The organism is Dokdonia ponticola, from assembly GCF_042653865.1.
Taxonomy (GTDB): domain Bacteria; phylum Bacteroidota; class Bacteroidia; order Flavobacteriales; family Flavobacteriaceae; genus Dokdonia; species Dokdonia ponticola.
In genome coordinates, this window is the sequence record NZ_JBHSFV010000006.1 from 66,980 (window position 1) to 83,443 (window position 16,464).

Sequence of the window (16,464 nt, forward strand, 5' to 3'; positions counted from 1 at the left end):
ACTAAAGTTAAAATAGTTAAACAAATTATAAATTTTGTACTATTCTGCTTTCTAGAATCGACAGAAACCCTTTTATATTGATATGTTTTTATATCAATTTATAGCTAGCGTTAAGGTATTTCCCCTAGAGAATAGTAGCATACTTTTGATTGCAACTACCATAGGTACGGTTTTATGTAAGCTTTTAGATGTTGCCTCGCTTCATTTTAACACAGTATGCTTAATTATCGCAGTACTTTATAGGCTTTAATTTATGTTTTAGTATACGTAAAGGTATGTTTCATTTCATAGTACAGACTATGATGATCTAAGGATATAGTCTCGGTTGTTTTTTCGCTTTAAGCGAAAAAAATGGTAGAAGTAAGATCCCAGAAAGTATATCTATTGCGTATTTATGAGATTTCATTATTTCTCCAAACTGAAAAAGCTTCGATATATAAAATATACCGAAGCTTTTGTATGTATTCTTTACTGTAGATTTCTAATTTCTTAGCACCCTATCTAGTGTATGGACAACTCCATTTGCAGTTTGTAAATCTGTCATAAGCAATCTGCTAGATCCTCCACTAGGATCAATGATAGCAGGTGTAGTTGCATCTATGGTGATATCAAGTCCAGAAAATGTTGTGAAGACCATTCCGTCCATCCCAGTTAATTCTTCTGCTCTGATGTTAGAACTTATAATATTATGTAACTCTACAATAACAGACAAATCCATAATAGGAATATCAGATATTCCAGTCACATTAAGGTCTGCAAATAAGTTCTCAAATGCTTCGTTTGTAGGGGCAAAACCTGTAAAAGGCGTAGGTCCTTCTCCTAATGGAGTTTGTAATGCTGTTATATAATCTACATTTGGATCGGCTAATAGCGCTTCTAATAATATAGAAAAATTAGGATCTGCAAATATATAAGTAGTAACATCTGGAAGTGGTATTACCGAATTTACCACATGTATCACACCATTTGAAGTTACAATGTCTGCTTGTGTTACCGAAGAGGCTCCATTTAAGCGAACGCCATCATCTGTGTTGATGTACATAGTTATTGGGGCGTTTACATCTCCATTAAATATCGCAGCAGTGTTAATGTACAAGTTACTAAGTGATGATGCTGTAGCAACAGTTCCAGGAATCACGTGATTTGATAATACTTGAGCAAGTAGGTTATTATCAATATCTCCTAATGACGCTCCGTCCAAAAAGGTCGTAAAGGCATCATTTGTGGGTGCAAATACGGTGAAGTCTGAAGTAGTGTCTGATAATAGAGTAGTAAATGTTGTATTTCCTTCATCAGTTAATGCTGCTAGCAGGGAACTTAAGGAAGGATCGATAGCAACAAAGCTTGTCACAGTAGGTAGCGTAATAATTGCATTTACTTCATGTAAGACGCCATTGTCAGCATCCATATCAGCAGCTGTTACAGAAGATACATTATTTATAGTCACTCCCGTTGCTGTATTAATGTACATGTCAATATTTGCGTTAGAAGAAGCTTCGGTAGCAATTGTTTTTTGATAGCCTGTGGTAAAGTCACTGGCAAATAACTCAGTGTTGAGAATATGATTTAAGACTAATTGTGTTAGTACTTCGTTATCCACATCTTGAATAGGTGTTCCATCTAAAAAGGCATCAAAAGCAGCATTGGTAGGAGCAAATACCGTGAAGTTCCCACTACCAGCAATGGTAAAGCCTAGATCAGTTTGTTCTAGTGCTTGAAGAAAAGAACTATAATTTGGATTGTTGGTAACAATATCTAGAACCGTATTACTAGGCGTATTGTCTATAATGTTACCATTGTCATCATCATCAGCACAAGAAAGTACACCTATTGCCGTTATTGTAAGGATTACTATCTTCGTGTTTAGTAAAAGTTTTTTCATAGCTGGGGTTTTAAATTTCATGCAAATATAGTAGTATAGTTTCACAACAAATGTTTTAATTTTCTTAAAATGAGTAAACTTAATTTCTTTTTTTTTCTGATTAGTTTTTGTTTCGTTTTTATAGGAAACGCACAGGAGTATAATAATTTAGATGGCAATAATAAAAAACATGGGAATTGGCAGAAGGTTTATGAAGGTACAAATCAGCTACGATATGAAGGAACATTTGATCACGGCCAAGAGATAGGGACTTTTAAATTTTATGATAGAAAAGGCGGACATCCAACCGCACTCAAAATATACACTGCTGGAGATGCGTTTTTGGATGTTATTTTTTACACGACAGAAGGTAAAAAAGTGAGTGAAGGCAAAATGAAGGAACGATCTCGAGAAGGAAAATGGATCTATTATCATCAAGATGGAACCACAGTCATGACCGAAGAGTTCTATAAAAACGATCTTTTAGATGGAATGCGTACCGTTTATTTTGAAAGTGGAGCAGTGGCACAACGTATGGAATACGTAAATGGAAAAGCGAATGGAATTGAAACCCATTATTCAGAAGAAGGAGTGGTTGTAAAAACGTATACTCACGTAAATGGGGAGTTACATGGCCCTGTAAAATTGTATAATCTAGAAGGTGTGATCCTACGAGAAGGAAATTACAAAAACAATCAAAAGCACGGTGTCTGGAAGTATTACAAAAACGGACAATTAGATAAAACACTTACGTTTCCTCTTAATAAAATAGGGGTACACTAGATTATTTTATCTAAAATATCTTTTTAAGTAGGATATATCTTTTATTGCTTTCGCGAAAGCGTATCCTCAAGTATCCTAAAAATAAGGTTTCCTGTTATATCTATACACTTGATTTTTCCTTCTGATTTCTTCAAATTTTGACTAGATATTGAAATCTGATGCTTCATTCACTAATTAATTTATCTCGTTCACTAAATAAATAAGGGATGTTACCAGAATCCTAATAGTTTTATTCATTGAAAAACAGTTCAGTACTGAATCTATAACAGCACTAAATTTTAATACAATGAAAAAACAACTCAAACAGTCCTTTATTTGTCTTTTACTCCTAGTTTATTTTACAGTAGGCGCTCAAACCTCTCCAAACTTTGCTAATGAAGGCAGAGATTGGTACGTAAGTAAGAATACGGGATCAGGTAAATTAGGAACCAAAGAACGTCCCGCAAAAGATTTAGGAAACATCATCCATTTGTTAAAGCCTAATGATCGTATACATATCGCAGAAGGTATTTATATGAGCAAAGGAAAGCGAGGCGCTGATGAAATTAATGTCCCTGTTCAAATTTATGGTGGTTATGACGTGACGTTTACCACCAGAGATCCTTGGGATGCCCACAAAACAATTTTTACGGGAGTTAATGAATATATGAAATTGACAGACCCTAGAATTTATATTCGTACCGATCAACAGCGAGAAAGTAACGGACAAAAATCTACGGGAGGAAACATTGTCGTAGCAGGTATTATTGTAGATAATGGTCCTCGTAATCGATATCATAAAAATGAAAATTTGGCCATACGTCGTAAAGCAAGTCCTGCATCACAACAAAACCCATCCCCAGAATCAGGAGGGATTGTGATTGTAGCAAGTCATTATACCAATGTGACCGTTCAAAATTGCGTAGTCATGAACACCGCTCCTACTGAAGGAGCGATCTCTGTACGTGTTTTTAAAGGCGGTAAAGGGGTTATCAAAAATAACTTTACAATCAACAACACAGGATACGGCATCCATGCACGTACTGGTTATGTAGGCTCTGATGATTCTGTAATGCCACATTTTACAGTATCTAACAACACCTGTCTATTTACATGGAAGCATGATGCGATTGCCTCTTATGGAGGTGATGCCATGGCATTTGATAGCAATCTAACCGCCGATGTTTTTAACAACGCACTAGGCTACGGACACATGGGAGGCCTTTATAATAAAGGTGCAAAGTTAAAAATGATGAATAACCTCTTTACAGGGAACGCAAAATATGATTACAAAGAAATCAATGCTAAAATGGCCGCAGAAGATATGATAGATGAAGCCACTTTGGTACATGAAGAAAGTGATGGAAATCAAGGATTATTAATCAGTATTCCTGTTGGCGAACGTTGGGCAAAAATCTATGCTGGGAGAGATATTATTACCAGAGAAGAAGTCGATGCTGCTGTAAGCGTTCCTAACACAGGAGCCAATCAATTGCGAAGTATTTTTGGATTAAATGTACAAGGTGGGGAAGTGGCAATGGATGCAGAGGTCTTTTTACCGCTTATCACCGTTGAAGAAGCATTGTCAGCGGGCCGTTATGCTTGGAATGGCATGGGATGCAATATCCCAAAACAAGCACAATAATACTTACTATTAAAGAATATATCTATTTAGGGGTTTTAAAATAACCAGTGTAAAGTTGGGGGACTTTACACTGGTTTTACAGAAACAGTAGTTCGTTTTTTCGAGTTACTGTTTTTTTAGTGAAACGCTGTTTTGAAAAGTTGCAAAGCAACGCATTTAACCCGCATTATGCATTAGAAAATCTATTACAACTTAAATAAGCTTCAAAATATACCGTTACACTACATTTTTAAGTTTAACCATAGCGATGCTATGCTAAAACTCAGAAAATGCTATATTTTATTACTTCTTTAAGCATCATTACGAAGTTCTAATGCATAATACGGGTTTAAAATAGCTAGTTGTACCTGTCTATGCCGCCAAGCAGGCTAATCCCGCTGTTTACTGAACTCGTTTCAGTATAGGAATGGAACTAATTTTGTTAGATTTTAAGGTCTGTAACGACTTTTAAAAGAAACGCTATGGAACAGAGAATAAAAAAAGCGATTGCTATTTCTTTTGGGTTATTTGTAATAGCATTTCCAATCCATCAACCACTACAAGCACAAGAAGTATCCCCTAATAGCGAAGTTCACTATTTCTTAGATCTTGCTACCACCTCTAGCAAAGCTTCTCAAGAAAAATCCTTGAAAATTATTGATAAAAACTGGAAACCCGAATTTGAAATCATGGCATTAGAAGTCATGTATTTTGGATATTCTACAGATATAGGTTTGAAAATAGCCTTGCTCTTACAGAAAAAAACAGGACAGCATTTTGGACTTGATTTCAATGCTTGGTATGAATATCTATGGAATAAAGACCCACAACTACATCCTGATTATGCGTATTTCAAATCTCAATTTCACAAATCATTTGATCCCAAATTTGAAATCTATTTTCAAGGACGTCAGGAGACCAGTTTAATCCGCTTGGACGAAATCCGTTGGGGAGGTGTGGGACAAGATGGGATTCCTCCCTTACGCAATCCGACGATGATTCCTGCTAATCAAGCAAGCTATCTGCAAGACGATCACATTGTTTTTGGCATTGAAGTCAATGGAGATGCGAGAGCCTACCCTAAACGCATACTTGCCTGGCACGAAATGTTTGTCGATGACGTAGGAGGTATCCCCGTGACAGGCGTCTATTGTACCCTTTGTGGTACGGTTATTCTCTATAAAAGTGAAGTGAACGGCACCTTACACGAGATGGGGACTAGCGGATTCTTATACCGCTCTAACAAACTCATGTACGATCAAGCCACACAGTCTCTGTGGAGTACCTTAGAAGGAAAACCTGTCGTAGGACCATTGGTCGGTAAAGGCATAGAAATGGACTATCTAAGTGTGGTGACTACTACTTGGGGCGAATGGAAAAAACGGCACCCAGAAACACTCGTACTCTCATCAAATACCGGGTACCAACGAGATTACGGAGAAGGTATTGCCTACCAAGCATATTTTGCAGATGACAATCTCATGTTCAATGTCCCAGCAGTTAATGGAAAACTAAAAAATAAAGAATCCATACTGGCGATCAAATTACCTGAATACCCGGAACAACCTTTAGCAATTGCAGTCAAATTCTTAAAGAAAAACCCCATCTACCAATCGAGTATTGGCGATCAACGGTTTGTAGTATTTACCGATAAAACGGGTGCCAACCGTGTCTATGATGCGTTTAATCTGAATTTTAAAAAGTACGATCAAAATACAACGGCTGTAGATGCTAACGGCAACAGCTGGACAATCTACGAAGACCGCATCCAAAACACCTCAGGAGACGTTCGCTTACGAATACACACCTTTAATGCCTTTTGGTTTGGTTGGCAAGCTGCCTACCCACACACCAAGCTTATCAAATAAGCCTTAGTAGAACGGCAAATAATTGCGTAATTTTGCAACAGAATTATAAGCTTTCAAAGAACGTAATGAGGTAGAAGTTTACACTGAGCCTGTCGAAGTGCTTGGTTAAAGTGCAAAACAACATAGAGAATTAATAATGAGAGATCCCCGCCTTCGCGGGGATGAAATTAAATGAGATTCCCGCCGGAGTTTATCCTGAGTGTCACACTGAGCTTGTCGAAGTGCGATAGTCGAAGGGCGGGAATGAAGGGATACCCGCCTGCGCGGGCATAAATTATGAAAACAGTAGTAGTAGGTCTTAGTGGAGGTGTTGATAGTAGTGTTACCGCCTATTTATTAAAAGAACAAGGCTATCATGTCATTGGACTTTTTATGAAAAACTGGCATGATGATTCGGTGACGATTTCTGACGAATGCCCGTGGTTAGACGATAGTAATGATGCAATGCTCGTGGCAGATAAGCTTGGCATCCCTTTTCAGACCGTGGATTTGAGCGAAGAATATAGAGAACGTATTGTCAATTATATGTTCAAAGAATATGAGATGGGGCGCACGCCTAATCCTGATGTGCTCTGTAACCGGGAGATTAAGTTTGATGTGTTTATGAAAATTGCATTGAGCCTCGGTGCCGATTATGTCGCTACGGGACATTACTGTCAAAAAGCAACGTTTACCAAAGATGGTAAAGAAATCCATCAGTTACTCGCTGGTGCAGATGCCAACAAGGATCAGTCGTATTTCTTATGTCAGTTGTCACAAGAACAGTTGGCAAAAACGCTGTTTCCGATAGGTCATCTTCAAAAGCCTGAGGTGCGTGAGATTGCTTTAGCGCAAGATTTGGTGACTGCTGGAAAGAAAGATTCACAGGGACTTTGCTTTATTGGCAAGGTGCGATTGCCTGACTTTTTACAGCAGCAACTTCGACCGAAAGAGGGCGTGATTGTTGAGATTCCAAAAGAAGCTGTACCGCTGATGGTAGGGGAGGATGTGGCTAGCAACGCTTTCGCGAAAGCGGACTTACCCCAACTTGCAGAAAAACCGGTATACCAAGTTTCTGATGGGAAGGTCGTCGCCAAACACCAAGGCGCCCATTATTTCACCAAAGGACAACGGAAAGGACTTGCGGTGGGAGGCACCACCGAACCGTTGTTTGTAATCGAAACGGACGTTAAAGAAAATGTGATTTACACAGGACAAGGCAAAAGCCACCCCGGATTATACCGCAAAGGACTTTTTGTAAAAGAAGAAGAAATTCATTGGATCAGAGAAGATGTAGCACTTACCGTAGATGAAACGATGGAAGTTGACGCCCGCATTCGCTATCGCCAACCCTTAGAAAAAGCAACCCTATATCGTGTTGAAGGGGGATTGTATGTGATTTTTGATCACCCTCAAACTGCCATCGCCGAAGGACAATTTGTAGCTTGGCATCACGGAGACGAATGTTTGGGTTCGGGAGTAATTTCGTAACTTTATAAAAAACTATAAGATTTCCACTGAAGATCATACAGAGTGTTACACAGCGCCTTTCGACAATCTCAAGACAGGCTTTGTCGAAGTGCATATTTGAAATGTGGAAGTTGAAAAAAAATGACCTATGAAAAAAGTATTACTATGGGTATTCCTACTTACCCCATTTTTCACTTTCGCACAAGAAGACGCTTGGGTATTCTTCACTGACAAAGAAAACGTAGCAGAAAGCATTGCAAACCCGATCAGTATTTTGACACAAGAAGCCATTGATCGTAAAGAGATGCACGGTGTGGCTATCGATGAGCGTGATGTGCCTGTTAACGAAGCCTATATCGCAGTCATCAAAGAACAAGCGGGTATTAGCGTATTGGCCAAATCAAAATGGATGAACTGTGTACATGTTCGCGGTTCTCTAGAAGATATACAAGCCTTGGAAGACTTACAACTTGAAGGTGAATTTTTCGTCTCAGGTATTGAGTTTGCCGATGACAGTCTCACACGATCCTCGGAAGGATTTGGATTTGTCAAAGACGACCCAATAGATCCTCAACAACGCGTAGAATATAATTACGGCGCTACCGAAAACCAAGTGACGATGCTCAACGCCGATTTTTTACACCAACAAGACTTTACAGGCGAAGGCATTATTGTGGCAGTATTAGATTCTGGTTTTCCAGGCATCGATACCAATGATGGCTTTGCACGAACACGTGATAACGGTCGCTTACTAGATGGCTATGATTTTGTAGATCGTGTAGACGATGAGTTTGCTTTTGCCAATAGCAGCCACGGGACGCGTACAGCAAGTGATATTGTTGGTTTTATACAAGATCAGTTTGTAGGAACGGCACCAGATGCATTCTTATATTGTTTCCGCACCGAAGATGTCAATAGTGAAAATCCTGTTGAAGAATCGTATTGGGTGGAAGCAGCAGAGCGTGCTGATAGTTTAGGGGTAGATGTCATTAATACCTCACTTGGGTATCGTACCTATGACAATCCTGCCTATAGCCATACCTATGAAGATATGGACGGGCAAACCACCTTTATTTCTAGAGGTTCCAACCTCGCTTTTGAAAAAGGAATGTTGATGGTTACGAGTGCTGGGAATTCAGGCACTGGAATGATTAGTGCCCCAGCAGACGCCCCAGGTGTCCTCACGGTAGGCGCAGTGAATAGCAATGGCGATTATGTGAGTTTTAGTAGTATCGGTCCTTCCAGCGATGGGCGTGTCAAACCTGATGTGATGGCAAAAGGACAGAGTGCTGCAGTGATCAGACCCAACGGAACCATTGATACGAGTAACGGAACGAGTTTTAGTTCGCCTATCATGGCAGGAGCGGTGGCGAGTTTTTGGCAAGCCTACCCAGAATTAACCAATGCTGAGGTGATGCAAATCGTACGTGAGTCGGCGCACTTATTTACCAATCCAACGCCACAAATGGGGTATGGGATCCCTAATTTTGAAGATGCGTTTAACAATGTGTTGCGTGTGGAGGAGTCCGCTTTCGCGAAAGCGTATTCACTCTCCCCCAATCCAGCCAATGCTATGGTTCAAATTCAATTTCCAGAAGGCGCTTCTCAAGCCACGATCTTTGTGTATGATTTGTTAGGGAAAAAAGTACTGCAAAAAGAGATCACAACGACTGATAATGCTTTGAGAATCGATAGATTAACTGTGGGTGTTTATATTGTGCAAATACAAGAAGAAGGATTTTCAACAACTCAAAAGCTTATCAAAAACTAGTGGGAAACATCACAGATTTATTTGGTATTCAATATCCGTTGATTCAAGGCGGGATGATTTGGAATAGTGGATGGCGATTAGCCAGTGCCGTGAGTAATGCCGGCGGATTAGGTCTTATAGGCGCTGCTTCGATGTATCCAGAGGTACTCGTGGAGCATGTCCAAAAATGCAAAAAAGCTACTGATAAACCCTTTGGTGTCAATATCCCAATGTTATATCCGAATATTGAGGAGCACATGAAAACTATTGTGGATTATAAAGTCCCTATCGTGTTTACGAGTGCGGGAAATCCAAAACTGTGGACCGCACATCTCAAAAAACACAATATCAAAGTCGTTCATGTAGTGAGTAGTGTCAAATTTGCGCTTAAAGCACAAGAGGCAGGCGTCGATGCGATCGTCGCCGAAGGTTTTGAAGCTGGAGGTCACAATGGACGTGAAGAGACCACGACAATGACGCTGATCCCTATGGTGAAAGAACAATTGAAAATTCCATTGATTGCTGCGGGAGGGATTGGTACCGGAAGGGGTATGCTCGCTGCGATGGTCTTGGGTGCTGACGGTGTACAAGTCGGTAGCCGTTTTGCCGCTAGTGAAGAATCCAGTGCGCATCAGTTATTTAAACAAGCCATTGTCGATGCCAAAGAAGGCGACACGGTACTCACTTTAAAAGAGCTCGCACCTGTACGTTTGATTAAAAATAAGTTTTATGAGCAAGTTGCTCAGCTATATCAAACCTCTCCAAGTCCCGAGCAACTCAAACAACTCCTTGGACGCGCCCGCGCAAAACGTGGCATGTTTGAAGGCGATTTAGAAGACGGCGAACTCGAAATTGGTCAAATCTCAGGATTGATTCACGATATCAAACCTGCTGGTCAGATTGTTGCAGAGATGATTGCGGAGTATAATCTGGCGAAGAAAGAGGTTAGTTTGTTGCCTGATTTGTAAAGGGTTATTTACGGTAAGCTATAGTTTATTTAGTACTTCTTTGTGTGTATATTTACTTGGAAGTAACGTCCTAGAGCACGCGTGAGTTTTCTTTTTATGATCCAGATATAAATAGATTGATGTTTTTTCGGATATGTAATTATCTGGAAATTTGTGTGTTAAAAAATAATTACTTAGTTTAGTCATTCCTTAAAATTAAATGTATTTCTCTACATAAGCTTCAGTATTCACTAAGGATTAACCTATCTAATTAATCTTAAAATAAAGCTTTCGCGAAAGCATACTCCAAACCATCAAACATCCTAATAGTCGCATCCCCCCCAAAACCATTTAACCCCCAAAAAACACTCCTTTTCCATAATCCAAATTTGAGCGAACAGGCATTTCTTACGCCTATGTAATCTTTTGGTTAGTTGAATGTTAAAAAAAAGAGAGTATCGTATAACACCGTCAAATTATTTGATTCCTCTGAAAACAAATCTTATTTTTGACGCTATAAAACTGTAACTATAATTCATATGCGTGTTTTATTAGTGAAACGCTGTTTAGAAAAGTCCAACGGACGCATTCAAAATAGCTAGTTGAACCTGCCTCTGCTGGCAGGCAGGGGAATTTCATTGTTTACTGAATCTTGCACTGAATTCATTTCAGAGTCGTTTCAGTATCTAGTGGGATCTATGGTTTATTACTTCAATCTTTGGATTGGTTTTCAGATTTCAAGGTTTGTCTTGGAGTTGAATATCTTTTATGCTTATGTATAGTTCGAAATTATGTTTTTTAATCAACAATCAAATATGTGAAGTTTGAGTTGATTACTAGCCTTTATGGCACCAAAATGCACACGTTTGTGCAGACAACTACGATTCTTTTTAACTATAAATAACCATAAACCAACGATCAATGAAACACATTACTTTTTCTTCAAAAGCCTTTGGGTCCTTTTGTCGAACCTTTACATCAAAACTGCGACTATCCATCGCACTTGCCTTAGTCGGGACGTGGAGTTCCTTTTCACAGGTCATCATTAACGAATTAGACGCAGATACTGCTGGAACCGATACGCTAGAGTTTGTCGAACTCTATGACGGTGGAGTGGGGAATACAGCTTTAGACGGCTTAACACTTGTCTTTTATAATGGCTCCAATAATTTAAGCTATGCCGCATACGATTTGGATGGTCAAACGACCAATGCCGATGGCTATTTTGTGATTGGAAATGCTGCTGTAGCGAATGTATCCATTGTAATTCCTAGCAATGGCTTGCAAAATGGAGCAGATGCTGTCGCATTGTATACCGCAGATGCTACCGATTTTCCAAATGGATCTGCTGTTTCGCTAACCAATTTACAGGATGCGATGGTCTATGACACCAATGATAGTGACGATGCCGATTTATTGGTTTTATTAAACCCAGGACAACCACAAGTGAATGAAGATGGTGCATCTGATAAAGACAACCATTCTTCACAACGAATCCCAAACGGATCTGGAGGTGCTAGAAATACGAGTACCTATGCACAACTAGCTCCAAGCCCGGGAACTGCCAATTTTGATCCCTCAGCGACTCCTGTATTTATCATCAACGAATTAGATGCAGATACGGCTGGAACGGACACTTTAGAATTTGTCGAAATCTATGATGGAGGCGTTGGAAACAGCTCGTTAGACGGTCTCGTTTTAGTTCTTTTTAATGGCTCTAATAACTTAAGTTATGCCGCATATGATTTAGACGGACAAACAACCAATGCTGAAGGGTATTTTGTGATCGGAAACGCGGCAGTGGCCAATGTTTCTTTGGTAGTTCCAAGCAATGCACTCCAAAATGGTGCTGATGCGGCTGCTTTATATACTGGAAACGGAGCGGATTTCCCAAGCGGATCTGCCGTGACGACAGATAATTTACTAGATGCGCTTGTCTATGATACCAATGATAGTGACGATCCTGAATTATTAGTATTATTGAACGCTGGCGAATCGCAAGTCAATGAAGATGGTGCAGGCGATAAAGACAACCATTCATCACAACGAATTCCAAATGGAGAAGGGGGCGCAAGGAATACAGCGACCTATGCACAGTTAGCGCCAACACCAGGGGCTATGAATATGGCTCCAGCGCCTGTGGCTGAAGTGATTATCAACGAACTTGATGCAGATACTGCTGGGACGGATACCATGGAATTTGTAGAACTCTATGATGGAGGTGTTGGAAATACATCACTAGATGGTATGGTGTTGGTATTTTATAACGGGTCTAATAATCTAAGTTATGCTACGTATGATTTAGATGGTCAGACAACCAATGCGGGCGGTTATTTTGTCATTGGGAATGCAGACGTTCCTAATGTTTCTATCGTCATTCCGAGTAATGGACTACAAAACGGAGCTGATGCTGTGGCACTCTATACTGGAGATGGTACAGACTTTCCAAATGGATCGGCAGTCACAACGACTAACTTATTAGATGCGCTTGTACATGATACAAACGATAGTGATGATGCAGAGTTATTAGTATTATTAAATGCGGGGGAGCCTCAAGTCAATGAGGATGCTGCTGGAGATAAAGACGCACACTCAGTACAACGCTTTGCCAATGGTTCAGGAGGTGCTAGAAATACGTCTACCTATGTGTCGGCGATACCAACGCCAGGGGCTTCCAATACGAATGCAGTTGTTCCAGTGACCTTAGTCATTAATGAATTGGATGCAGATACCGCAGGATCGGATACCCTAGAATTCATAGAGCTCTACGATGGAGGAACAGGAAATACGTCTTTATCGGGATTTGTAATTGTTCTTTATAACGGAAATGGAGATGCGAGTTATAATGCGTTTGATTTAGACGGGTTTACGACCAATGCAGATGGATACTTTGTAATGGGGAACGCAGCCGTGGTGAATGTAGATTTTGTTGTCCCTAATAACACCTTCCAAAATGGTGCTGATGCGGTAGGATTATATGAAGGAGACGCGACTAGTTTTCCAAACGGAACTATGGTAACGACGGCTGGACTTATTGACGCTTTAGTATACGATACAAACGATAGTGATGATGCCGAACTATTGGTGCTACTCAATGCAGGACAAGCACAGATTAATGAAGGAGAATTAGGAGATAAAGATGGTCAGTCGAATCAACGAATTCCTAACGGACAAGGAGGTGCTAGAAATACAGCGACCTATACACAAGCAACCCCTACGCCAGGAACTGAAAATGGGGCGGTTGTTCCACCACCAGCTCCAATTTCTATCCTAGAAGCTAGAAACACGGCATTAAATGAATTAGTCACTGTGAGCGGTGTATTAACCGTGTCAGATCAATTTTCTGGATCGGCTTATTTACAAGACAGTACTGCAGCAATCGCTATTTTTGATCAAGCGGTGCACGGAGATGGAGTATTTGCTGTAGGGGATTCCATCACTGTGACAGGAACGCGAAGTGCGTTTAATGACCAAATCCAAATAAGTTCGGTGTCTTCTGTAGAAAACAACGGACTTCCTAATGTGCCGATTACGCCACTTACGATTACGTTAGCTGAATTAGCGAATCACCCAGCAGAGTTGGTGCGAATTTTGGATGTCAACTTTCCAACGCCAGGAGATATTCTCTTCGGAAATTCAAATTATATATTGACAGATCTTAGTGGTCCTGGAGAATTGAGAATTGATAATGACGTAGCCGAAATTGTAGGTCTTGGGCAACCAGATACCTGTGCAGAAGTCGTAGGAGTGGTAGGTAGATTTTTTGAAACTTTCCAATTACTACCAAGAAGCGCTGCTGATCTCTCGTGTGCAGGACCTTATGAGCCACCAACACCACCAATTGTGGTTCCTAAAGAGAAAACATTAGATGTTGTAACGTGGAATATTGAGTGGTTTGGGGATGAGTCAAATTCTCCGGCAGCAGGGAGTCCAGATTCGGATGCAGTTCAGAAAGAAGCTGCCAAAGCAGTCATCATGGGACTCAACGCAGATATCTATGCGGTTCAGGAGATTGCAGATGATGCTTTATTTGAAGCGATGGTCAATGAATTACCAGGCTATGACTTTATACTTTCAGAAGCAACCTCTAGACCCAATGATCCAGGTGTGAAACAAAAAGTAGGATTCATTTATAATACAGCCACCGTAACTAATGTAACGACAAAAGTATTATTAGAATCAATTCACCCATTGTATAATGGAGGTGACGATAGTGCTTTGGTCGATTATCCAAGTACGACCGATCGTTTTTATGCCAGCGGAAGATTGCCATTCTTATTGAGCGCAGATGTAGTGATTGATGGAGAAACAGAGCCTTATAACTTTGTAGCATTACACGCAAGAGCAAATGGAAGCACGGGTGCTCAGAATCGATATGACATGCGTAAGTATGATGTTGAGGTTTTAAAAGACACACTGGACGCTCAATTTCCAAGTGCTAATTTAATTCTTCTAGGCGATTACAACGATGATGTTGATGAGACAGTGGCAGACATTCCATCTACGATTAGTAGCTTTGAAGAGTATTCAGATGATTCTATCAATTATACCATTGTTTCGCGAGCGTTAAGCGACGCTGGATTCAGATCCTTTGTCTTTAGAGAAAATATGATTGATCATATTGCTATTACAGACGAATTGGATGATAATTACATCGATCAGTCGGTGACAGTGCACTATGAGTTTTATAATAATGTCTACACCGAAACCGCTTCAGATCACTTCCCCGTTTCTGCAAGTTTGCAATTAAAAGCATTTGAATTGGTGGATATTACGTCTACAGACGCGACCTGTGACGGTGCTACAGATGGAACTGCTACCATTACAGTTTCTGGAGGAATTACACCATATACCTACGTGTGGAGCGACGGACAGACGACGGCTACAGCAACCAATCTAGGGGCAGGTACGTATGATGTTACCGTAACCGATGCTCTTGGAAGTACTCAAATGGAAATGGTCTTAATCGAAGCATCAGATCCTATTGAGTTTGTGACTTCAGAAGATACCACGGTATTTGCAGGCTATACGCCTTTAGCATGTACTACTTTAGAAGTAAGCACGGTGATAGGAGGAACGGCTCCGTATTCTTATGAATGGAGTACAGGCGAGACTACGACTTCTATTGTAGCGTGTCCAGAGACAACTACTTCTTATACTGTAACAGTTACAGATACTAATGGATGTTCAGAAACAGCCACGATCAATGTTGAGGTAATAGACGTGAGTTGTGGTAATAATCCTAACCGACCTAAAGTAGAGATTTGTTTTAATGGTAATACGCTTTGTGTCTCTGAAAATGCTGTGCCAGCACTTTTAAATAATGGTGCTAGTTTAGGGTCTTGTGAAAACTCAGATGAAATATTTGTTACACAACTTCGTGCATTCCCGAATCCATTTAGAGATCAATTGAATGTTCGTTTTAATGTAAACAATGATACTCCTGCAGATCTTATGATTTTTAATTTCTATGGAAATGTCGTCTTTGAAGCGCAAGAACAACTAGAGCAAGGTCAAAACACACTTAATTATGATCTTAGTGAACTAAACCGCGGATTCTATTTCTTGAAGGTCATCGTAGATGGCGAATTGAAAAAAGTAAAAATCTTGTATAAGCGATAGTACAAAATAGTACGAAGCAACCTATTATAATCCCTCTTTTTAGCTATTCTTAGTTAGAAAGAGGGATTTTTAGTGAAACGCTGTTTTGTAAAGTCCAAAGGACGCATTCAAAATAGCTAGTTGAACTAATCCCGCTTTTCGGCGGGATCTCTTTATATTTTAACAAAACGCTGTTTTGTAAAGTCCAAAGGACGCATTCAAAATAGCTAGTTGAACTAATCCCGCTGTTTACTGAACTCGTTTCAGTATCTAGCGGGATCTCTTTATATTTTAACAAAACGCTGTTTTGTAAAGTCCAAAGGGCGCATTCAAAATAGCTAGTTGAACTAATCCCGCTTTTCGGCGGGATTGATAGTTTGTCACAATGTTAGATGGGGATCTAGTCCCTTTTCTAGGCATGTTTTGTATGCTTTCGCGAAAGCGTATAACAGACCTTTTAATGCGTTACGATGGGAATCCTTTTAAGAATATTCAGACACGTGTGATTTTATATATCAATACTGTGTATTAAAGGTAAAACACGAATCAATTTTTTTTAGAGTTAAATATTTTTATTTGCCCTGAATTATGGAAGAGTTGCC

Annotated in this window: 8 protein-coding genes; 7 read left to right on the plus strand and 1 reads right to left on the minus strand. The window is 40.0% G+C overall.

Translation table 11 applies throughout. The features are described 5' to 3' along the window. Positions 1-481: 481 nt before the first annotated feature. Complete coding sequence (locus tag ACFO3O_RS11025; protein WP_379978702.1) at positions 482-1,882, minus strand: fasciclin domain-containing protein; 1,401 nt, start codon at positions 1,880-1,882, stop codon at positions 482-484. A gap of 69 nt (positions 1,883-1,951) precedes the next feature. Between ACFO3O_RS11025 and ACFO3O_RS11030 the strand changes: the two genes are divergently transcribed. The 7 genes from ACFO3O_RS11030 (at position 1,952) to ACFO3O_RS11060 (ending at position 15,883) form a co-directional block, all read left to right on the plus strand. Then, the gene (locus ACFO3O_RS11030) at positions 1,952-2,644 is read left to right on the plus strand and encodes a toxin-antitoxin system YwqK family antitoxin (protein ID WP_379978704.1); all 693 of its coding nucleotides are present in this window, start codon (positions 1,952-1,954) and stop codon (positions 2,642-2,644) included. Between the two features lie 286 nt (positions 2,645-2,930). Then, positions 2,931-4,268, plus strand: a complete 1,338-nt coding sequence (locus tag ACFO3O_RS11035; RefSeq protein ID WP_379978706.1) for a hypothetical protein — start codon at positions 2,931-2,933, stop codon at positions 4,266-4,268. A 461-nt stretch (positions 4,269-4,729) separates the two neighbouring features. After that, positions 4,730-6,115 carry a DUF3179 domain-containing protein gene (locus tag ACFO3O_RS11040; RefSeq protein ID WP_379978708.1) on the plus strand — a complete coding sequence of 462 codons (1,386 nt, stop codon included), beginning with the start codon at positions 4,730-4,732 and terminating at the stop codon, positions 6,113-6,115. 276 nt (positions 6,116-6,391) lie between these two features. Next, positions 6,392-7,585, plus strand: coding sequence for a tRNA 2-thiouridine(34) synthase MnmA (gene mnmA, locus ACFO3O_RS11045; protein ID WP_379978710.1), 1,194 nt, complete (start codon positions 6,392-6,394; stop codon positions 7,583-7,585). A 127-nt stretch (positions 7,586-7,712) separates the two neighbouring features. Further along, positions 7,713-9,335, plus strand: a complete 1,623-nt coding sequence (locus tag ACFO3O_RS11050) for a S8 family serine peptidase (protein WP_379978712.1) — start codon at positions 7,713-7,715, stop codon at positions 9,333-9,335. Beyond that, complete coding sequence (locus tag ACFO3O_RS11055) at positions 9,335-10,282, plus strand: NAD(P)H-dependent flavin oxidoreductase (protein ID WP_379978714.1); 948 nt, start codon at positions 9,335-9,337, stop codon at positions 10,280-10,282. The genes ACFO3O_RS11050 and ACFO3O_RS11055 overlap by 1 nt, the downstream gene beginning before the upstream one ends. Positions 10,283-11,182: 900 nt before the next feature. Continuing rightward, complete coding sequence (locus tag ACFO3O_RS11060) at positions 11,183-15,883, plus strand: T9SS type A sorting domain-containing protein (RefSeq protein ID WP_379978716.1); 4,701 nt, start codon at positions 11,183-11,185, stop codon at positions 15,881-15,883. Positions 15,884-16,464: the final 581 nt, after the last annotated feature.